The organism is Streptomyces sp. O3 (assembly GCF_054788135.1).
The window spans coordinates 14134-36042 of sequence record NZ_JBTVYK010000063.1 but is presented as its reverse complement, the minus strand read 5'-3'; the positions used below and the strand labels follow the sequence as shown (position 1 = coordinate 36042).

Below are 21909 nucleotides of genomic sequence, written 5' to 3'. Positions count from 1 at the left end.
CGGGAACGGGGCCAGGCTCGTCAGACCACTCGGGTAGCCGCCGCGAACGGCATGGAGCTGATGGGGGAGACCTTGACCGGGCTGCTCGGGTTGGGGGCGTGGATCATCTGGCCGTTGCCGATGTAGAGGCCTACGTGGCTGAGGCCGGAGTAAAAGAAAACCAGGTCGCCGGGGGCGAGTTCGGAGCGTGAGACGCGGCGGCCCGCGTTGACCTGGGTGTAGGTCGTACGGGGCAGGGAGACGCCCGCCGAGCGATAGGCGGCCTGGGTGAGGCCCGAGCAGTCGAAGGCATTCGGGCCCGTCGCGCCCCAGACGTACGGGCTGCCGACGGCGTTGCGGGCGTAGGCGATGGCCTGGGCGGTGCGGGAGGAGCTGGGGGCGGGGGCCGCTGTGCCGCCTCGGGGCGCGGCGGGGGGCGCGGCGGGCTTCGCCGCAGCGGAGGGCGCGGGCGTGGGCGCGGGGGTGCGCTGGGGTGCGGGCTCGGCGGCGCGCGCTCGGTCCGCGGCGGCGCGCGCCTCCAGGGCGCGGGCGCGTTCTTCGGCGGTCAGCTGGCTCAGGAGACGCTTGGCCTTGTCCAGCTTGTTGGTGATCGTGGCTTTGTGGCGCTTCAGTTCGGCCTGGCGGGCGCGGAGTTCCCGCAGGCGGCCGTCCGCCTTGGTGTGCAGGCGGTCGACCGCGCGCAGCTGTTTCCGTACGCCGGTGATCGTGGCGGCCTGGCGCAGGCTCGCGCGGTCGGCGAGGGCGGCGCGCTCCAGGTAGTCGTCCGGGTCGGAGGCGAGGGCGAGCTGGAGTGCGGGGGCGACGCCGCCGGTGCGGTACTGGGCGGTGGCGGCCGAGCTCAGTGCCGTACGGGCGTCGTTCAGCTCCTCGGTCTTGCGGGCGGCCTCGTCCTGGAGGGCGTCGACCTCGCGCCGGGCCGCCGTGGCCTTCTCGGTGGCCCCGTTGTACTTCTCGGTGGCGATCTCCGCCTCCTGGTACAGCTTGTCCACCTTGGCCTTCACCTGGGCCGGGGTGAGCCGGGGCTCGGCGACCGACGCGCCCTCGAAGGCGGTGGCGCTCGCGGCTCCGGCCAGGGCGAGGGTGAGGGCGGTGCGCGCGGTGGCGCCGTTGAGCGGGGACTGCTTGGGCTTGCGATGAGCGGCCACGGAGTCGTCGTCTCCCTATGTATCCCTACGTACGCATCCGGCGGCGGCCCGCACAGGGGAGCGGGACGCCGCCGGACCTTTCGGCGGGGGTGACCGACTGCCGTCCGGGGCGGTCCGGTCGGCGGTGGGGAGCCGGTCACCTGGGGAGGGACGCTAGCCCCGCGATCCGGGAGCGGGCCGGTGATTGTGCGTAAGTAGTGCTAATGCGTGAAGCGGTGACTGGATGGGACCGACTGGGTTCCGAGTGTGACGGGCGCGGGCGGGCGTTGTGCGCCGAGGTGACCGATGGCCCTGACGGGGCCCACCTGGCCGCCGTGGCGTGGTAAGGGCCCGGCTAGGCGGCGGTCGGCGTCGACGGTGAGACCGTCGCTGTCGGCCCCGTCACGGTGCTGTACGTTCTCGCTGCCCAGCGTCTGGGGAAAGGTTCACGCTGCGGGGCCAGCGGGGTACGTTGGGCAGGCGGGACACCCGCAGTGGGACGGGGAAGCTGCGAAGGGGGAGGCATGGCGTATCTCGTGGAGCTACCGGTCACTGTGGCGGGCGGACCGCCGGAGATTGTGAAAGTCCAGATCGAGCAGGCCGGAGACGGTCTGGTCCAGGTTGCCCGGCCGGGACAGGTCGTGGCACGAGCCACGAGGTCTCTGAGCGACATGCTGGCCGGGGTTCGGCCGGTGGCGCAGAATTTCGTCGAGGGCTTTCGCGGCATGGTGGACGCACCCGACGAGATTGGCGTCGAGTTCGGAGTGTCTCTTACCGCCGAGGCGGATGTGGTGATCTCCAGCACGGCGGCCCAGGCCAACTTCAATGTCACGCTTACCTGGCACAGATCGTCAGCCGGTGCCTCCGATTCCACCGCACCCGCGCCACCATCGGAGCCTGCGCGGTGACGCCGTTAACCCCCGGCACCGTGGAGGGAACCGGGCCGAAAGCCCTCGACGCGGCCGTACTGCGGATCCGCACCGCACAGGGCGAGCCTGTGGGCCTGGCATTCCTGGTGACCACCGAACTGGCCCTCACCTGCGCCCATGTAGTGTCCGCAGCGCTCGGCACTCCGGAGGACGCCGTGCCTGCCACCTCCGCACGGCTCCACGTCGACCTGCCGCTACTGCCTGCATCCGGACCGGGCGGGCAAGGCGTCACGGCCAGCGTTGAACACTGGGTGCCGGCGCAGTCGTCCGGCACTGGGGACGTGGCTGTGTTGCGGCTGAGCGCTTCACTGCCCGGCGGCCGCCCGATCCGGCTGGCTGAGGCGCAGGACGTATGGGGACACCCGGCGCGGGCCTTCGGCTTCCCCACCGGGCGGGCTGGAGGGGTGTGGCACTCCGGCGTGCTGCGGGCGCGGCAGGCCAACGGATGGGTGCAGGCCGATCTGGCCGAGAACGGCTACCGCGTCTCCAGAGGCTTCAGCGGCAGTCCTGTGTGGGACGAGAAGCTCGTCGGCGTGGTTGGCATGGTGGCGGTGGCCGAGGTCGACGAGCCCCCAGTGAGCTATCTGATCCCCACCGACGGTCTGCTGGAGGCCTGGCCCGAGCTGCGCGGCCTGGCCCTGCCTCCGTCGCCGTTCCGGGGCCTGTCGGCGTTCCGGGAGGCCGACGCGCCGGTCTTCCACGGCAGGCGAACGGAGACCGACGAGCTTGTCGGGATGCTGCCTGGCGCACAGTGGACCACCGTCGTCGGTCCCTCCGGCGCGGGTAAGTCGTCGCTGGCCATGGCCGGGGTGCTGCCGCGGCTGAGGGAGGCCGGCACCTCGGCGGTCGTCATGCGGCCAGGCTCCGGCAGCAGTCCGCTGTCCGCCCTCGCCGCCGCACTGCTGCCGCTGCTGGAACCCGAGACGTCCGCGACGCAGCGGCTGGAGCGGATCCCTGCCCTGGTCGGCAGGCTCGCCGCGGACAACGGGCTGGCCGATGTCGTGCCCCCACTGCTCGACCGGCACCGAAGCCGTCAACTGCTCATTGTGGTCGACCAGTTCGAGGAACTGCTGGCGCTCGCACCCGCAGCCGTCGATGAACTGGCCGGTGTCCTGTTCGGCGACACACTGCCGGGTACGGTCAGGGTGCTGACCACACTGCGGGCCGATTTCCTTGAGGCGGCCCTCGCCCATCCCCGCCTCGGGCGTGCCCTCAGCCGACAGGTCTACGCCCTCGGTCCGATGGGTCCCGAGGGACTCCGGGACATCATCACGGTGCCGGTCGATGACGTTCCCGGCGTGTCTTACGAGCCCCACCTGGTCGACCGCATCCTGGCAGACATCGGCAGCGACGCCGGCGCCCTGGCTCTGCTCGGTTTCACCCTCGATCTGCTGTGGCAGCGGCAGAGCGGCGGCCTCTTGACACACCAGGCGTATGAGGAACTCGGCGGTGTTACCGGTGCATTGGGTGACCATGCCGACCAGGTCTGGACGGAATATGTCCCGGCAGCGGACGAAGCGGCTGCCCGGCGGCTGTTCACCCAGCTCATACGGGTGCCGATAGGGGCAGCGGCGGCGACACTGCGCACCGTGCCCTGCTCGGAGCTCGGCGCGGACGAGTGGCGAGTCGCGCAACGGCTCGCAGCCACCCGGCTGCTCGTCACGGGCCGCAGCGCCGAAGGCGTCGAAACCGTGGAGCTCGCACACGAGGCACTGATCAGTGGCTGGGGCAAGCTGCGCGGCTGGGCTGAGGAGGACCGTTCGTTCCTGGCCTGGCGGGAGACACTGCGGCACGACATGGACCGTTGGGAGCGTGGCGAACGTGCCACCGAGCTCCTGCCGACCGACCTCGCGCTGGCAGGTGCCCAGCGGTGGCTGCGCGAGCGCGGCACCGACCTGAGCGAGGCCGAACGCGACTACCTGGAGCGGGGGCGACGCCATCGACGGTCGCGGACCCGCAGACGGCGGGCGTTCGTCTCCGGGCTCGCCATCGTCATCGCGCTGGCGCTGGTCTTCGGAGGGCTCTGGCTGTACGCGCGCGGGCAGAGCCAGGAACGTGAGGCGATCGCCAACTCCCGCGCGCTGACCCAGGCGGCACAGAACGAGGAGCTCTACGATCCGGCGCAGTCGGTGCTCCTGGCCATCGCCGCGTATCAGGCTTCCCCGACGCAGGAAGCGCGTAACGAACTGTTGCGGAAGTACGTGACCCACGGGAGCTCGGCCCGTGTGCTCTCCGGGGTGCCGGGGAATATCAGATGGCTGGTGGCAAGCCGGGACGGCGATGTGCTGGTGGCTCAGGACAGGCTGGGCGGGCTCATGGTTTTCGTGCACGCCGCCAAGGGCAGGGTGCGCAGCGAAATGGTGGCCCAGAACGTGAAGGTGCAAGACGTCATGGTCTCCGGGGACGGGCGCCGGGCCGGTTTCGTCGCACTCGACGGAACCGTCTCGTGGTTCGACGTGAACGCGGACGCGGAGCAGATCGCCGGTCCGGTGCACAAGCTTCCCAAAGTGCGGGGGGTGGGGCCTCGTTCACAAGGTGGCAGGGCCGCGTTCTCGACAGACGGACGGATGATTGCTGCCAGAGCGATGAACGCCAAGGGCAAGGGACGTCTGGTGTGGTGGAACCTGGACGACGGCACTGTCGGCGGCGCGCTGCCCTCGCCGCCCTCCCTGGAGCCCGTGATCTGGTTCGGCCCGGACAACCGTTCCCTACTGATGAACGAGCCCCAACCGGAGAACGGCACCACCACCAAGGATCCCGAGCAGTACAAATGGCGTTTGGTGTCCGTCGACCTGGACACGGGGGCGAGCCGGACCGTGGTGAAGGATTCGAATGCCCCCCTGCTGGTCTCCGGCGACCGGACAGGGGCAGTGGCCTGCCACCACCAGAGCGGCAAGTCCGACTACATCCTTCATCGTGTCGCCGACGGCACCCCGCAGGGGCGCCCCTACCGCGACGAGGGGGGCTTCGACTGCAACATGGCGGCCACCGACGAGAAGGGGCACCGGATCGCCCTCAGCCGCACGCGCTCTGGGTCCACCACCCTGCATTTGGTGGACCTGGACCGGGGCGCTTTGGTCACCCGGGCGGTGCCGAGACCATCCGACATCCCGCTCGAGGAGCTGGTGTCGATCGGTGGAAAGCTGCATGCCGTTGGGTACAGCGGTATGAGCATCGCTTATACCGCATTCTCCCCGTCCCCTGGGATACTTGACGTCGGAAAGCAGGTGCTCACCCACGACGGCAGCAAGACGATCACCGTTCTGCGGGACGGCTCCCAGCTGCAGCTGCGGTCCGTGTCCAGCGACCGGCTGCTCGCCGAGGTCCCCCGCCCCAAGCCGTACTGGGACGGAGGGAAGAGCCCGATCAGGCTCAGCCACAACGGCAGGACCTTCGCCAGCCGCCAGGGGAGGAACACCGTCTCAGTCCGTGAGGTCTCCACCTTCCGCGAGACGGCACGGATATCCACCGCCAAGCCGCCCGAACCGGATCTCGACGATCCCAAGAGGGATCCCAAGTGGACGGGTTTCGACTACTTTTTCGACCGAGCTGGCTACCTGGTGACCGTTTCGGGCACCAGGGTGCAGCAGTGGGACCCGAGCACCGGCGCAATGCGCGCGCACTTCGACGCCGAGGTCTTCCGCCCCAAGACCACCGGCGATGTGCCGAAACTGGCCGTCAGCAGCTACCCAGAGGCGAACCATGTGGCCGTGCTCGTCGCAGACGATCCCGTCGTCCGAATCGTTGACCTGACCACAGGCCGTACGGCCTCGACGGTCAAGACGGTCGACGATGCCCAGAACATCCAGTTCGACGACACCGGCCGCTACTTCGCTCTGACCCGCGACGCGGATGCCGTCGAGCTATGGCGGCGCGACCCGCTCCGCAAGGAGATGGGCCCGCTGCGCGGCGTCGCCATGGATTCCAGGAAAGCAGTGACGCCAAGCGAGTTCCTCGGCGGCGCAGGCCGCTTCCTCGACCACGAGGGCCGCTTTGTGATGGCCGCCAACAGCACTGTGCAGACCTACGACATCGAGGAGCACCGCTACCTCGACTTCTACAACTTCGGCCGTGTCGCCTCCAGCAGTTCCAGCTCCTGGTACCCGTATTCGTTCGTTGATGTCTCGAAAGACGGAAGGACCGTGATCTACGCAGACGAGCGCGGCAATGGCGCTCCACTCACCCTCGACCCGATCCAGTGGCAGCGCGAGCTGTGCCGCACCATCGCCTACCGCACCTTCACCACCGACGTGCAAGACCGCCTTCCCTTGCAAGTATCGGCGCGTTCGGTCTGCCCTGATCCCTAACGAGCCCGTGCATGGCTGGGGGTGGCGCGTTTCGCGCATGTGCTCGCGGCGGCGCTCGGTACGCAGCCGATGGCCGGGCGCGATGGTGCAGCCCCGTTCGGCCAGGAGGGGGCGCACTTCACTAGGCTCCACCTCATGGACGTACTGATCAATGTCTTCGTCGGTCTGCACATCATCGGCATCGCCTCGCTGCTCGGCGGTTTTCTGACGCAGATGAAGGCGATGAGCGCGGGCGCGGCGCGGTTCACGCCCGCGATGCTGCACGGGGCGCTGACCATGCTGGTCACCGGGGTCGTGCTGGTCGGTCTGAACCAGGCCGACGACAACTCCGTCAACAACGTCAAGATCGCCGTGAAGATGGCGGTGCTGATCGTGATCCTGGCGCTGGTGTACGTGAAGCGCGACGAGGAGAGCGTCGACAAGTCGATGTTCGGCGCGGTCGGCGCGCTGACCGTGGCGAACATCTTCATCGCCACGGTCTGGACCTGAGGCCGGGCCTGGGGCCGGACCTGAGACCCGGGCCTGAGGGTCGGGTGGGATGCGACGACGGCTGCCCTCGGAAGGGCAGCCGTCGTCGGTCAGCGCGGCGTCAGTTCAGGGATCTGAAGCCGGACAGGCCGGTGCCGATCTTGTTTCCGCTGCCCTGGATGTTCGGGTAGAACAGCAGGTTGCCGGAGGCGTCGACGGACCAGATCGACGGGTTGCCGTCGCCCAGTACGTCCGGGACCGAGGTGACCAGCGGGCGGTTCGTCGTCGTCCAGCCCGTGCCGATCTGGGCGCGGTCGGCGCGTACGGCGAGGCCCTCGCCGTTCGGTCCGGTGCCGGTGTAGCGGTACAGCTCGCCGCTGCTCTTGTAGCGGGCGAGCAGGTCGACGCGCCCGTTCCCGCTGGCGTCGCCCGGCGCGGCGAGGTCGTAGCCCGACCAGCCGCCGTCGCCGATCAGCACCGGGGGCTGCTCCAGGTACTCGTCCAGGTAGCCGGACGGCGAACCGAAGTAGAGCCAGAGTTGGTCGCCCTGCTTCACCAGCAGATCGGGGTGGCCCGGCCGGTCGTCGGGGCCGATCACGCCGTCGCCGTCGGTGTCCAGCGGGCCGTCCACGTCGCCGATCGCGAGGATCTGGTCAGCGCCCTGCCAGTGGTCGTTCTCCGGCTCCCAGACGTTCAGCTCGCGGATGTCGCCCGTGTCGACGGCTCCCGCTCCGTCGTTGGCGTGGACCCACATCCGGTCGCGCCGCTCGGTGGCGTCGGGGGCGAGGACCAGCAGATCCTCGATGCCGTCGTCGGTCCAGTCGCCGCGGCGGGTGGTCTTGGCGTCCCGGTAGTTTCCGGCCGCCGAGGCCGCCTCGCTGGCCTGTACGGCGTTGCCCGCGCCGTCGCCGAAGTAGCGCCGGAGGGTTCCGTCGCCGTCCACGGCCCACAGGTCGGGGTGGCCGTCGCCGTTCAGGTCGCCGGGCTTGTCCGGGACCGCCGCGCCGTTGACGTAGAAGAGATACGCCTTGAGGTCGGACTTGTTCTTCGCGCGGTCGAGGCTGCGCACGAACAGGTAATGGGAGCCCGCCTTGGCCGGGGTCAGCTCGACGGTCACGCCGCCGTTCAGCGTGGACGGCGTGAGGGTGCGCACGGTCGAGTCGAGCGTGGACCAGTACTCGTACGAGGCGACGTCCTTGGCCTCACCGGGGGTGATCCGGAATGCGCCCTTGGTGCGCACGGCACCGGTGTCCACCGGCCAGCCGTCCTCGCCGTCCGGGAACTCCGTGGAGCTGACCGTGGGCGGGGTGCTGGGACGCTCGGGGTCGAAGACGAAGCGGCAGCCGGGCGCGCCCTTGGTGGGCGTCCAGTCCGAGTACAGCGAGCCGTCGTTGGCCTGTGCCTTCCAGGAGAAGTTGCCCTTCGCGGTGCCGAGATGCGGCAGCAGCGTCGACTTGGCGACCTTGAGCTTGGCGACCGCGCCCGAGGTGACGGGGACGATCTTGTTGACGATCATCACCCCGTTCGGGTCGGAATTGGGGTGGTGACCGGTCGCCCAGAGATGGAACTTGACGTTGACGGTGCCGCCGTCCGGGTCGCTGCCCTTGGCCGTCAGGTAGATGTCGGTGTCACCGATGAGGCCGTACGGGGCGGTGTCGCCGCAGCCCGCGCTGTTCTTCGTACTGGGAATGGTGTCCAGGCTGGAGGGCGCGGCGGGCGGCGAGTTGTACTGAGTGGAGATCACCGCCGTCTTGGCGTCGAACTTCTTCCAGCCGAAGGTGTCGCTCTCGCTGGCCTTGAGGCCCAGTGTGATGGTGTTCCACTTCTTCGCCGAGGCCTTCTTGGCCGCGTCGAGCGTGGAGAACTCCAGGTTTCCGGCCGGGCAGGAGGACGACCAGCCCTTGGCGGCGGTCACGCTGTCCTGCCTGGTGCTCCAACTGGGCTGTTTGTTCCAGGTGGTGGAGGAATTGATAGTGCCGGTGAGGTAGAGCCCGACCCACTTCTTGGTGCAGGACCAGGAATGGCTGTTCTTGATTCGGAACGTGGACTTGGTGATCGTCTTGCCGTGCAGTTTCCGGGCGTCCATGGTGAAGAACGAACGCCAAGTGCCGCCGGTGTCCGACTCGTAGCCCACGCGCGCGACGTTGTCGCTCTTGTTCCAGAAGGCGGTAGTCGGGTACTTCTTCGCGACCGCCGCCCAGTTGTTGCGGCCGCCCGAGACGTACGGGTCGATGTGCACCGGGTACACCGTGTCGGGCGCGGAAAGCAGCTCCTGGTCCGGCGTCAGCTCCAGCTTGCCGCGCTTGACGGCGGCGGGCAGCGGGGCTTCCTTGGCGCCGACGGCCGGAACGAAGCCCTCCTCGTCGACGCCTGATCCGACGGCCGGGCCCGCGCCCGATCCCGCGCCCGATCCCGAGCCCGATCCCGAGCCCGGTCCCGTGCCCGATCCGGTTCGCGGCATCGGAGCGGCGGAGCGCGCGGAGGGTGCGGAGGGTGCGGAACGCGCGGAGGGTGCGGCGAGCGCTTCGCCGGCGGAGCGGAGTCCCTTGGGCGCGGGCTCGGCGGCGGCGCCGGAGCTGTCCCACATCATCGGGGTCGGCGCCGTGAACACCTTCTGGCCCGCCGGGTTGACGGCGGTGAGGTTGCCGGCCTTGTCGGTCTTGGTGCTGACGCCTTCGGGCTTCAGCGCGTAGCTGAGCCGCTTGAGGCGGGGGTTCGCGGCCGCCTTGCGGTTCTTGACGACCAGCAGCTGCTGGAAGCCGGTGACGCTGGCGCGCAGCTTGAGGTCGACGCCGGGCAGGACCTCGGCGTACGTCGCCGTGTCGCCGTCGAGCGTCGGCGCGGGGAGGGTCTGGTCCCAGTCCAGCGCCATGCTGCGGCCGTCGCGGGCGATGGTGGCCATGGTGGTGTCGCCGGCCTTGCCGCCGCCGGAGAACTCGATGCCCACGGCCGTGGCCTTGGGGCGTACGACGCCGTCCTTGCCGCGTACGAGCGTCGGGTCGGCGTCGACCAGGCGTCCGTTCTGGCGGACCCGGACCGGGACGGTGTGGGTCTCCTGCGTGAAGGTGCCCTCGGGGTCGGCGAACGTGCTGGAGTACTCCGTTCGCTCCGAGAGGACCTCCACCCGCCGGCCGGTCTCAGCGGCGCGCTCCAGGGCGCGCTCGGTCTCCGGGCGCTCGACCTCGGGGGCGCTGTCCGCGGCTGCGGATGTGGTGGCGGACGCGGTGGCGGGGGCGACGGCCCCCGCCAGGCCGATGACGACCGCGCAGGCGACGAGTCGGCGCAGCCCCCCGCTCGCTATGCCGCCCAATGGTGGTCTCTTCCTCAAAACTCTCCCCTCCCCGCATTCCTGACGGGCCGTCGGGAATTTCCTCGGCTCGGGAATGCGTGCGCGCGGCGGATTGTCGCGCCGCGCATCATCATCAGATCGGAGAGAAGAGTAAACGCCCCCGCTCTGACCTGACATGCGGGGCCCTTTGATCACATGTCGGAAACATTTTCCGTGCGGGAAATGCTCTTGAGTCGTTTGTCCGTCAAGTCCGACTTGTCCGGCATCAAGTCCGGGTAATCTTCCGGGTTGTTTTCAACTCACAGGGGGCGGGACATTGTTGAATCCCTTGCGTGGCGCCGCCGCGAAATCGCGTCGGAGAAAGCCACCTATAGCCAAACGACGGTGGGCCAGGGCCACGGCGGCCACCACCGCGACCGTGGTCGCCACGGGAATTCTGGGGACCGATTTCGCGGTGGCGATGGGCCGTCTGTCGCTGCCGAAGCAGGACGACGTCAAGCCCGTTCCGGTCTCCGAGGTCACCGCGAAGAAGGCGGGGGGCCGGGACGACGCCGCGCGGGACGCGCGGCGCGCGGCCGCGCCCGAGGCGAAGTGGCCCGCGGCGGCCAGCGGCGAGGCGGAGATCCCGCAGAAGCGCGGCGAGCAGCGGCGGGTGGGCAAGCTGCCCGTGTCCGTCGGCGCGGCTGAGGACGCCGGGAGCGCCAAGGACGCGAAGGACGCGAAGGACGCGAAGGGCGCGAAGAGTGCCAAGGGCGCGAAGAGTGCCAAGGGCGAGGACACGGCCGCGCCGGAGAGCGCCCAGGTCCGGATCCTCGACCGCGAGACCACCGAGAAGCTCGGGGTCGACGGCGTCGTCGTCGCGGTACAGGGCCACGGAGGCGGCGCGGACGCCAAGGTCCGCCTCACCCTCGACTACTCCGGATTCGCGCAGGCCTACGGCGCGGACTGGGCGTCCCGGCTCTCCTTCGTCCAGCTCCCGGACTGCGCCCTGAAGTCCGTGGACGCCAAGAAGTCCGGGAAGGGCGAGAAGGGCGAGAAGGCCGAGGACTGTGCCCAGCCCGCCGAGCCGCTGGCCACCGACAACGACACCGACGCGGGAACGCTGACCGCCGACGTGCCGGTCGACGCCACCGCCGAGCGGCCGGACGGCCCGCGCACCATGTCCGGGACGGCCGACGGCGGCGTGACCATGCTCGCCGCGACCGCCGGGCCCTCGGGCGGCGGCGGCGACTACACGGCCACCCCGCTCAGCCCCACCGGACACTGGGCGGCGGGCGACTCGTCCGGCGGCTTCACCTGGGCGTACGACATCCAGACGCCCGAAGCGCCCGGCAGCCTGGAGCCCGCACTGGGGCTCAGCTACAGCTCGCAGGCCCTCGACGGCCGTACCGCCGCCACCAACAACCAGTCCAACTGGGTGGGCGACGGCTGGTCGCTGACCGAGAACTACATCGAGCGCCGCCACAAGTCGTGCAACGCGGACATGACCGACGGCAACAACAAGGCCAAGAACGGCGACCTGTGCTGGGGCAGCGACAACGCCACCATGTCGCTCAACGGCCAGTCCCACGAGCTGGTCAGGGACGACAGCACCAAGACCTGGAAGCTCAAGGACGACGACGGCACCCGCATCGAGCGGCTGAAGGACACCGCCCGCGGCAACGGTGACGACGACGGCGAGTACTGGCGGATCACCACCACCGACGGCACCCAGTACCACTTCGGCTACAACCGGCTGCCGGGCTGGTCGTCGGGCAAGCCCGAGACCCACTCCACCTGGACCGTGCCGGTCTACGGCAACCAGTCGGGCGAGCCCTGCCACAAGAGCTCCTTCGCCGACTCGTCCTGCAACCAGGCCTGGCGCTGGAACCTCGACTACGTCGTCGACACCAACGCCAACGCCACCGCGTACTACTACGCGGCCGAGACCAACTACTACGCGCGCAACGCCAGCCCCTACACCGGCCTCGGCACCGTCACGAAGTACACGCGCGGCGGTCACCCGACCCGCATCGAGTACGGTCTGCGCGCCAGCGACGTCTACGCCGCCAACGCGGCCGCCGCGAAGGTGGAGTTCACCGTCGCCGAGCGCTGCCTGCCGAACTCCTCCTTCGACTGCGCGCCCGCGAAGATGACCAAGGCGAACGCCAAGCGCTGGCCCGACGTCCCCGTCGACCAGCAGTGCAAGAAGGGCGAGGACTGCAAGTCGAAGATCGCCCCGACGTTCTGGACCACCAAGCGGCTCACCAAGATCACCACCAAGGCCCTGGTCGGCTCCGGCTACCAGACCGTGGACAGCTGGCAGCTGCGCCACCAGTTCCCCGACCCCGGCGACGGCTCGACGCCCGCGCTGTGGCTCGCGGGCATCACCCGTACCGGCCACACCGGTGACACCCCGATCAAGCTCCCGGAAGTCACCTTCCTGGGGCAGCAGCTGGCCAACCGCGTGGACACCACGGGCGACGGCGTCCCGCCGATCGTCCGCTACCGCGTCCGCCAGGTGAACACCGAGACCGGCTCCACCATCGGCGTCACCTACTCGGTGCCCGAGTGCACTCCGGGCAACCTGCCCGACGAGGCCTCCAACACCAAGCGGTGCTACCCGGTCTACTGGTCGTCGGCCGACTCCCCGGCCGCCGACTACAAGCCGGTGAAGGACTGGTTCCACAAGTACGTGGTCACCCGGATCCTGGAGAACGACCTGGTGGGCGGCTCGCCGACCCAGCAGACCGACTACACCTACGTGGGCGGCGCGGCCTGGGCCAAGAGCGAGGCCGAGTTCACCAAGGCCGAGCACCGCACGTACAGCGACTTCCGCGGCTACGGCGAGGTCCGCACCCAGGTCGGCAACGGCGCCGACGGGCCCAGGCTCGACAGCCGCACCCGCTACTTCCGCGGCATCGCGGGCGCCAAGGTCGCGGACTTCGAGGGCAACGAGGTCGCCGACCACCCCGCCCACCGGGGCGTGCGGCGCGCCACGGCCACGTACGCCAACGGCGAACTGCTCTCCGAAGAGACCACCGTCCCCTGGCGCAAGGGCCCCACGGCCAGCCGCGCCAGGCCGGGCCTGCCCGCGCTCACCGCGTACATGACGGACGTCAAGGAGGAGACCGACCGCCAGCCGCTCAAGGGCGGAGGCTGGCAGCGCACCAAGTCCGAGCGGACCTTCGACGCGTACGGCATGCTCGCCGCCGAGACCGACCACGGCGACGTCGCCAAGACCGGCGACGAGTCCTGCACCACGATGACGTACGCCCGCAACAAGGGCGCGAACATCCTGGAGCTGACGGCCTCGGCGAAGACGACCGCGGGCACCTGCGCCTCTCCCGGCGCGGTGACGAGCGAAGCGCGTACGTACTACGACGGCAGCGGCACCCTGGGCGCCGCGCCCACCAAGGGCAACGCCACCCGCCAGGACGAGATCGACGGCAAGGGCACCGGCTTCATCACGGCCGCCACCACGTCGTACGACGCGTACGGGCGGCCGGTCTCGGTCAAGGACGCCGAAGGCGGCACGTCGAGCACCACATACGTCCCGGCCACCGGCCCGGTGACCAAGACCGTCGTGAGCAACCAGCTCAAGCACACCCTCACCACCGAGTTCGACCCGCGCCGCGGCGTCGCCGTCGCCGAGACCGACGCCAACGGCAAGCGGTCCGACATCGCGTACGACGCGCTCGGCCGGGTGTCCAAGGTGTGGGAGCCGGGCCGCGCCAAGGCGACGTACCCCGACTCGCCGTCGGCCGCGTACACCTACCGGATCTCGCGCACCGAGCCCGCCGCCATCACCACCACGCAGCCGCGGGGCGACGGCTCGACCGAGACCAGCTATGTGCTGTACGACGGCATGCTGCGCCAGCGGCAGACCCAGACCCCGTCGGCGACCGGCACCGGCAGGCTGCTGACCGAGTCGCAGTACGACTCGCGGGGCCTGCAGTGGAAGACCTTCGACGACTACTACGCCACGGGTGAGCCCGAGGCGAAGCTGGTGACCGGCGACGACACCAAGTCGCCCGCGGTGCTCCGCACGGAATTCGACGGCGCGGGACGGCCCACGGCCGCCGTGTCCATGAAGTACGGCACGGAGACCCGGCGTTCCACCCTGGTCTACGACGGCAACCACACCACCGCCATCGCCCCCAAGGGCGGCAAGTCGGAGACCACCGTCACCGACGCCCTGGGGCGCACCGTCGAGGTGATCGAGTACACCAACGCGGCCAGGACGGCCTCCCAGTCGGTGCGCTACGCGTACGACAAGAAGGGGCACCTCACCAAGGTCATCGACCCGAAGGGCAACGAGCGCGTCTTCACCTACGACGCGCGAGGCCGCCAGATCAAGACCGAGGACCCGGACCAGGGCGTCAGCACCGTCACATACGACGTCATGGACCGCCCGGTGACCAGCACCGACGCCCGAGGCGTCACGCTGACCACCAGCTACGACGCGCTGGGGCGCACCAGTTCGGTCAAGCGGGGTTCCACCACGCTGTCGGAGTGGACCTACGACACCGTCGCCAAGGGCGAGTTCGCCGAGGCCCGGCGCTATGTGGACGGCCAGGCGTACGTGCAGCGGGTCACCGGCGTGACGGACGACTACCAGGCCACCGGGCTCGAGGTCACGATTCCCTCATCGGAGGGCGAGCTGGCGGGCACGTACAAGTGGAGGTTCTCCTACAACAAGCAGACCGGGCTGCTGACGCAGATCGTCCAGCCCGCGATCGGCGACCTGCCCGCGGAGCGCGTGGTCACCCGCTACGGCTCGGACGACGAGGCGCAGGGGCTGACCGCGAACGGCCGCATCCTGGTCAACTCGGCCGCGTACGACGCCTTCGGGCGGGTGCAGCGCACCGAGTACAACGACCGGGCGCGCCGCCTGTACCGCAGCTGGTCCTACGACGAGCACACCGGTGAGCTGCTGCGCGTCACGACCGACCGGACGATGGCGCCTCAGCGGGTCGACGACACGCACTACACCTACGACCTGGCGGGCAACGTCACGCGCATCAAGACGCTGACCGGCCAGGGCGAGGCGCGGCAGACCGACACCCAGTGCTTCGTCACCGACGCGCTGCAGCGGATGACCGAGGCGTGGACCTCGACCGACGACTGCGCCGCTGGCCCGTCCACGGCGAACGTCGGCGGCCCGAAGCCGTACTGGACGTCGTACAGCTACGACGCGCTGGGCAACCGGACCGAGGAGACCCGCCACGACATCAGCGGCGGCGAGGACACCGTCCGGGGCTACGGCTACGGCGGGTCCGGCGCGGGCCAGGGCGGGCCGACCGCGCTGGCCTCGGTCGAGACGACCAGGGGCGGAAAGGCGACCTCGACCGACTCCTTCACCTACGACGAGGCGGGCAACACCGTCACCCGCAAGGCCGGCGGCCGCGACCAGACGCTGACCTGGAACGCGGAGAACCAGCTCGCCACGGTCGAGGAGCCGGGCAAGGCCACCACCAGCTACACCTACGACGCCGAGGGCAACCGGCTGATCAGGAAGGACGGCCAGGGCGCCACGCTGTATCTGCCCGGCGGCAACGAGCTGAAGCTCCAACCGGACGGCAAGAAGACGGGCACCCGCTACTACGACTTCGACGGCGAGACCGTCGCGGTCCGCACGGGCGGAGACCTCGTCTTCCTCTTCACCGACCACCACGGTTCGGGGACGACGGCGATCGACGCCACGACGCAGGAGGTCACGCACCGCTCGCTCGACCCGTTCGGCGCGGAGCGGGGCACGGTCAGCGCCCTGTGGCCGGTGGACCAGGGCTTCGTCAACGGCACCATGGACGGCACGGGTCTGACCCAGCTGGGCGCACGCGCCTACGACCCGAACCTGGGCCGGTTCCTCAGCGTTGACCCGATGGCCGACTTCAGCGAGTCGCAGCGGATGAACGCCTACGCCTACGCGAACAACAACCCGGTCACCTTCTCCGACCCGGACGGCCTGTTCTTCGGCAAGATCACGAAGGCCTTGAAGAAGGGCTACAACAAGGCCAAGAAGGTCGTCAAGAAGACCGTCAAGAAGGCCAAGAGGGTAGTCAAGAAGGTCAAGAAGACCGTCAAGAAGGTCGCGAGGACCGTCAAGAAGGTCGCGAAGAAGGTGAAGCGGGCCGCCAAGAGGGTGGCCAAGGTCGCCAGAAAGGTCGTGAAACGCACCGTACGGGCGGTCAAGAAGTACGCGGTCAAAACGGCCAAGTACGTCAAGCGAAAAGCCCGGAGCGTCAAGAGAGCCGCTGGCAAGGCCTGGAAAGCGACCAAGAAGGGCGTGTCCAGTGCGAAGAAATGGGTGACGTCAGGCGAGTGGAAGAAAACCGCCGCCAAGGCCGCGAGCGTGTTGGGCAAGGTCAGTACCGGGCTCGGTGTCGCGGCGTCGATCGTCACACCGTTCGCCCCGCAACTCGGGGCCGCGCTCGGCGCCGCGTCCCTGGCCACCGGAGTGGCGAGCGCGGGTCTGTACGCGGCCAGCGGTGACATGAAGAACGCGGGCACCGCGCTGGTGGGCACCGCGCTGGCCATCGCAGGCGGCGGTGCGGGCAAGGTCATCGGCGGAGCGGTCGCCAGGGTCGCCGGACCGCGGATAGGATCGGTCGCCGGCGGCGGCCTGCGAAGCCTGATGCCAGCTCACGGCAAGGCCAAGTCCTTCGTCGGAATGACCGGCAGGGTCTATTCGGCGAGATCGCAGAACGCGTGGACCGCCGGAGCGCATTTCATGGCGGACGCCCCCGGAAATCTCTGGGGGGCCACTCACTGGTGAGCCAGCCCACCTGAGGTGAGGAATACCGGTCTGTGGCGCACGGGCCACCCGTGCGCCACAGACCGGTAACCAGTCACTAGTGACTGACAGCTAGTGACCAGCAAACAGCAGCGGATGGAAAGCAGGTAAGGCGCATGCGGCTCAGTGATATTCCGGTGGGAGGGATGCTCGCTGTCTGCCTGGTGGCCGCGGCCTGCTTCGCGGCGGTGTGGATGCCGCTGATGCCGAATCGTTCCTTTCGGATCAAGGTACTGATCGGCTGTTTCGCGCCCCTGGGCATTCTGGCGGCGACGGCCGCACTCCGCGACTGGTCTCCGCAGGTCGCCATGGCGTACTACATCTGGGCTGTCGTCGCCCTGGCCTGCGCCCCCTGGGGGAAGAGGAAGGAGACCGCCGCATACGTCCGCGCGGAGTCGGAGGGACGGGGCTCCGACTACAAAAAGGAGGCTCGGGCTCTCGCCTACCGCGTGGTCGCGTATATGGTGCCGCTCTTCATCGCTCTTTCCGTCTATTTCGAGGACTTCTGATGCTCGCCGGACTGATCATGACCGTCGCGGGAACCGCCGGAGCGCTGGCCGCCGCCGCCAGGGGCGACGACACCCTCGTGGTTCTGGGGCTGGCGGCCCTCGCCCTGTCCGGCGCCCTCAAGATCTTCATGACCAGGGCTCGTGGGTAAGTGACGCGCTGGCCTCGCGGGCGGGAGCGGGCCGGTGGCGGGGCTGTGTGGGGCTGTGTGGGGAACCCGGAGCCGGGTGTCAGTGGGGACGCCTAGACTCGGTAGACGATGAGCAGCCTCTTTGACGACAGCTTCCTGGCGGACCTCAAGCCCTCGGACGAGGAGCCGCCGCCGCCCGAGGAGCACGCGCCGGAACCCGGAACCGAGCGCGAGGAGATTCCGGACGACCTCTTCGGGGGCCGGTTCGACGCGCCCGTGGACCGGGACGCGTACTACCGCGACGGCGCGCCGCGCCCCGTGGTGGACCCCGCCGCCCTGCTGGAGGGGCTGAACGACAACCAGCGCGCCGCCGTGGTGCACTCCGGGACCCCGCTGCTCATCGTGGCCGGAGCCGGGTCCGGCAAGACCCGCGTGCTGACCCACCGCATCGCCTATCTGCTCGCCGAGCGCGGGGTGCACCCCGGCCAGATCCTCGCCATCACCTTCACCAACAAGGCCGCGGGCGAGATGAAGGAGCGCGTCGCCGATCTCGTGGGGCCGCGTGCCGCCGCGATGTGGGTGATGACGTTCCACAGCGCGTGCGTCCGCATCCTGCGTCGCGAGTCCAAGCGGCTCGGCTTCACCTCCTCGTTCTCGATCTACGACGCCGCCGACTCCAAGCGGCTGATGGCGCTGGTCTGCCGCGATCTCGACCTGGACCCCAAGCGCTTCCCGCCCAAGTCCTTCAGCGCCAAGATCTCGAACCTGAAGAACGAGCTGATCGACGACGAGACCTTCGCCGGGCAGGCCGTCGACGGCTTCGAGAAGACCCTCGCCCAGGCGTACACGATGTACCAGGCGCGGCTGCGCGAGGCGAACGCCCTCGACTTCGACGACCTGATCATGACGACGGTGCACCTGTTGCAGGCGTTCCCGGATGTCGCCGAGCACTACCGTCGGCGCTTCCGGCACATCATGGTCGACGAGTACCAGGACACCAACCACGCCCAGTACGCCCTGGTGCGCGAGCTGGTCGGCCAGGCGGGCGGCGAGGCGGGCGGCCAGGCGGGCGGCCAGGGCGACGCGGATCCGGGGGCCCAGGACCCCGGCGCTGTGGAGCCGGGCGAGCTGTGCGTCGTGGGTGACGCGGACCAGTCCATCTACGCCTTCCGCGGCGCCACGATCCGCAACATCCTCCAGTTCGAGGAGGACTACCCGGACGCGACCACGATCCTCCTGGAGCAGAACTACCGCTCCACCCAGACGATCCTGACCGCCGCCAACGCCGTCATCGAGCGGAACGAAAGCCGCCGCCCGAAAAACCTGTGGACCAACGCCGGCACCGGCGCGCGGATCACCGGCTACGTCGCCGACACGGAGCACGACGAGGCGCAGTTCGTCGCCGAGGAGATCGACCGGCTCACGGACGCGGGCCAGGCCAAGCCCGGCGACGTCGCGATCTTCTACCGGACCAACGCCCAGTCCCGCGTCTTCGAAGAGATCTTCATCCGCGTCGGCTTGCAGTACAAGGTCGTCGGCGGGGTGCGGTTCTACGAGCGCAAGGAGGTCCGGGACGTCCTGGCCTATCTGCGGGTGCTGTCCAACCCGGAGGACTCGGTACCGCTGCGCCGCATTCTCAACGTACCCAAGCGCGGAATCGGCGACCGCGCGGAGGCCATGATCGACGCGCTGGCGCAGCGTGAGCGGATCAGCTTCTCGCAGGCGCTGCGGCGGGTGGACGAGGCGTACGGCATGGCGGCCCGCTCGGCGAACGCCGTCAAGCGCTTCAACACGCTGATGGAGGAGCTCCGTACGATCGCCGAGTCCGGCGCGGGACCGGCCACGGTCCTGGAGGCCGTACTGGAACGGACCGGCTATCTCGCCGAGTTGCAGGCTTCCACCGACCCACAGGACGAGACCCGGATCGAGAACCTCCAGGAGCTGGCCGCGGTGGCCCTGGAGTTCGAGCAGGACAGGGCGGCCGCGGCCGAAGGCACGGCCGAAGGCGGGGACGCGGGCGAGGGCGCGGCCACGGGCTCGTCCGGGACTCTGGCGGAGTTCCTGGAGCGGGTCGCCCTGGTCGCCGACTCCGACCAGATTCCGGACGAGGACGACGACGGCTCCGGCGTCATCACCCTGATGACGCTGCACACGGCCAAGGGCCTGGAGTTCCCCGTGGTGTTCCTGACCGGCCTGGAGGACGGCGTCTTTCCGCATATGCGCGCGCTGGGGCAGGTCAAGGAGCTTGAGGAGGAGAGGCGACTCGCGTACGTGGGCATCACGCGGGCGCGCGAGCGGCTGTATCTCACGCGCGCGACGATGCGCAGCGCCTGGGGACAGCCCTCGTACAACCCGCCGTCCCGCTTCCTGGAGGAGATCCCGGACCAGCATCTGGAGTGGAAGCGGACCGGGCCTTCGGTCCCCGCGCCGTCGGCCGCGCCCGGCAGGGGCGGCGGGTCGGGGCCGGTGTCCTCGCTGACGTCGTCGCTGTCCTCGTCGCGTGCGCGCGGCGGCCCTTCGGGCTTCGCCACGCGCCGGGCGGGCGACAAGCCGGTGGTGTCGCTGGCGGTCGGGGACCGGGTCACACACGACCAGTTCGGTCTGGGCACCGTGGTGGCGGTGGAGGGCTCGGGCGACCGGGCGCGGGCGAGCATCGACTTCGGCGACCCGAAGCCGAAGGTGCTGCTGCTGAGGTATGCGCCGGTGGAGAAGTTGTAAGGGGAGGGCCGGGCCGGACTGGGTCCGGCTTCGGGCCGGACTGGGGAGGGCCGGACTGGGCCCGGCTTCGGGCCGGGCCTCGGCTCTAGGCCGGGTTGATGCCGTGGCGGAGGAGCCAGGCCAGCGGGTCGATCGCCGAGCCGCCGCCGGGGCGCACCTCGAAGTGCAGGTGCGGCCCGGTGGAGTTGCCCGAGTTACCGGCGTACGCGATGACGTCCCCCGCCTTGACCGCGCCGCTGCGGACCTTCGTGCTGGAGAGGTGGCAGTACCAGGTCTCGGTGCCGTCCGGCGCGGTCACGATCGCCATGTTGCCGTAGGCGCTGTTCCACTGGGTGCGCACGGTGCCGTCGGTCGCGGCCATCACCGGAGTGCCGTACGCGACCGGGAAGTCGATGCCGCTGTGCACGGACATCCAGTTGATCCCGGCCTGTCCGAAGCGCGCGCTGAGCCCTCGGCGCGTCACGGGCGCGGCGAACTTGGGGCGCAGCCGCTCCTTGCGCTCCGCCTCCTCGATCTTGCGCTTCCGCTCGGCCTCCTGGCGCGCCTTGAGGTCGATGCGTTCCTGGGTGCGGCTGGCCCGGCCCGCGAAGTCGTCGGCTTCGGCGGAGAGATTGGCCAGCTGGGTGTCGAGCTGGCTGTTGACCTGCGCCGGTTTGACCGTGGGGGTGAGCGTGGCGGTCGCGTCGGGTGCGGCCTGGGGCTTGGCTTCCTTCTTGTCGCCGTCGCTGAGGCCGGTGGTCACCGACGCGGCGGCGATCCCCGCGACGCCGAGCGCGCAGACCGACGGCACGGCGACGGTGAGCAGCGCGGAGCGCTTGGCGGGGGCGCGGCGGCGCGCGCGGTTCGCGCTGCGGCCGGTGCCGCGGTCGCGGGGGCGGGTGGCGGTCGGGGTGTCCGGGGTGGTGTTCGGTGTGGTCGGGGCCAGGTCCAGGTCCAGGTCCGGGGTTTCGTCGGTGGCGGTGCCGTCGTGGTCCTCGGCGTACGGGGTGTGGTCGTCGTAGCCGTCGGGGCCGTCGGCGTGGTCGGGCTCGGCCGCTCCCGCGAATTCCGCCGTGCTGAACTCCCCCTCGGGGGACGGCTGCTCGTATGTCAGCTGTCCGTACGTCGCCGTCGCCGTCTGGTCGTGGGGGTACCCGTCCGCGTACCCGGCGTAGGCGCCGTACGCGGTGGTGGCGCTGGCGTCGGTGTTCCAGGCAGTGGCGTCGTAGGCGCCGGAGTCGTAGAGCCCCGCCTGCCACTGGGCGGTGCCGTCCCACTGCTCGGCTGGCTGGGGTCCCGGCTGGGCCGGGATGTCCGCGAGCTGCTGGTAGCCCCCGGTCGACCAGTCGGCGGTCGTGTCGTAGCCGCCCGTCTGGTACGGGTCGTAGGTGACTGTGCCCAGCGTGTCGTGCGCGGTGGTGGTCCACGCGGTGCTGCCCCACTGGCCGCTCTGCCCCGAGCCGTACGCGCCGCCGGACGGGTCGCCCGTGCCGGGCAGTGCGCCGAACAGGGGGTCGGTGGCGAAGCTGGTGGTGTCGAAGGCACCGGTCGCGTTGCCGTCGTATCCGGCGGCGTAGCCGTGCTGGTCGTTCACCAACGTCTCTTTCGCCTCGACGGTGGGGGGAGGGGCCGAGCAGTGCGGTGACTGTACCCGGCGGTATGCGACGGCGACAATCTTCGGCG

General features: G+C 69.9%; 10 protein-coding genes. 7 read left to right on the top strand and 3 right to left on the bottom strand.

The window, feature by feature from the left end:
- Positions 1–20: 20 nt before the first annotated feature.
- The gene (locus ACX6XY_RS25835; RefSeq protein WP_460335481.1) at positions 21–1145 is read right to left on the bottom strand and encodes a C40 family peptidase; all 1125 of its coding nucleotides are present in this window, start codon (positions 1143–1145) and stop codon (positions 21–23) included.
- Positions 1146–1648: 503 nt separating this feature from the next.
- On the opposite strand from ACX6XY_RS25835, the gene ACX6XY_RS25830 reads away from it, so the two are divergent.
- The 3 genes from ACX6XY_RS25830 to ACX6XY_RS25820 all read left to right on the top strand — a co-directional run bounded on the left by ACX6XY_RS25830 (position 1649) and on the right by ACX6XY_RS25820 (position 6849).
- Positions 1649–2032 carry a CU044_2847 family protein gene (locus ACX6XY_RS25830; protein ID WP_460335478.1) on the top strand — a complete coding sequence of 128 codons (384 nt, stop codon included), beginning with the start codon at positions 1649–1651 and terminating at the stop codon, positions 2030–2032.
- Positions 2029–6360 carry an nSTAND1 domain-containing NTPase gene (locus tag ACX6XY_RS25825; RefSeq protein ID WP_460335475.1) on the top strand — a complete coding sequence of 1444 codons (4332 nt, stop codon included), beginning with the start codon at positions 2029–2031 and terminating at the stop codon, positions 6358–6360. Before ACX6XY_RS25830 ends, ACX6XY_RS25825 begins: the two co-directional genes overlap by 4 nt.
- A 135-nt stretch (positions 6361–6495) precedes the next feature.
- The gene (locus tag ACX6XY_RS25820) at positions 6496–6849 is read left to right on the top strand and encodes a hypothetical protein (RefSeq protein WP_460335472.1); all 354 of its coding nucleotides are present in this window, start codon (positions 6496–6498) and stop codon (positions 6847–6849) included.
- 100 nt (positions 6850–6949) lie between these two features.
- Here the strand turns inward: ACX6XY_RS25820 and ACX6XY_RS25815 are convergent, their stop codons facing one another.
- On the bottom strand, positions 6950–10138 hold the full coding sequence (locus ACX6XY_RS25815; RefSeq protein WP_460335469.1) for an FG-GAP-like repeat-containing protein: 3189 nt from the start codon (positions 10136–10138) through the stop codon (positions 6950–6952).
- A gap of 397 nt (positions 10139–10535) precedes the next feature.
- Here ACX6XY_RS25815 and ACX6XY_RS25810 point away from each other — a divergent pair, with 397 nt between their 5' ends.
- The 4 genes from ACX6XY_RS25810 (at position 10536) to pcrA (ending at position 20247) form a co-directional block, all read left to right on the top strand.
- Positions 10536–16874: an RHS repeat domain-containing protein gene (locus tag ACX6XY_RS25810; RefSeq protein WP_460335466.1), complete on the top strand. Its 6339-nt coding sequence runs from the start codon at positions 10536–10538 to the stop codon at positions 16872–16874.
- Positions 16875–17038: 164 nt separating this feature from the next.
- Positions 17039–17401: a hypothetical protein gene (locus ACX6XY_RS25805; RefSeq protein ID WP_460335463.1), complete on the top strand. Its 363-nt coding sequence runs from the start codon at positions 17039–17041 to the stop codon at positions 17399–17401.
- Positions 17401–17550: a hypothetical protein gene (locus tag ACX6XY_RS25800; RefSeq protein ID WP_460335460.1), complete on the top strand. Its 150-nt coding sequence runs from the start codon at positions 17401–17403 to the stop codon at positions 17548–17550. The genes ACX6XY_RS25805 and ACX6XY_RS25800 overlap by 1 nt, the downstream gene beginning before the upstream one ends.
- A gap of 108 nt (positions 17551–17658) precedes the next feature.
- Positions 17659–20247: a DNA helicase PcrA gene (pcrA, locus tag ACX6XY_RS25795; protein ID WP_460335457.1), complete on the top strand. Its 2589-nt coding sequence runs from the start codon at positions 17659–17661 to the stop codon at positions 20245–20247.
- 85 nt (positions 20248–20332) lie between these two features.
- Here the strand turns inward: pcrA and ACX6XY_RS25790 are convergent, their stop codons facing one another.
- Complete coding sequence (locus ACX6XY_RS25790; protein ID WP_460335454.1) at positions 20333–21820, bottom strand: M23 family metallopeptidase; 1488 nt, start codon at positions 21818–21820, stop codon at positions 20333–20335.
- Between the last annotated feature and the right edge of the window lie 89 nt (positions 21821–21909).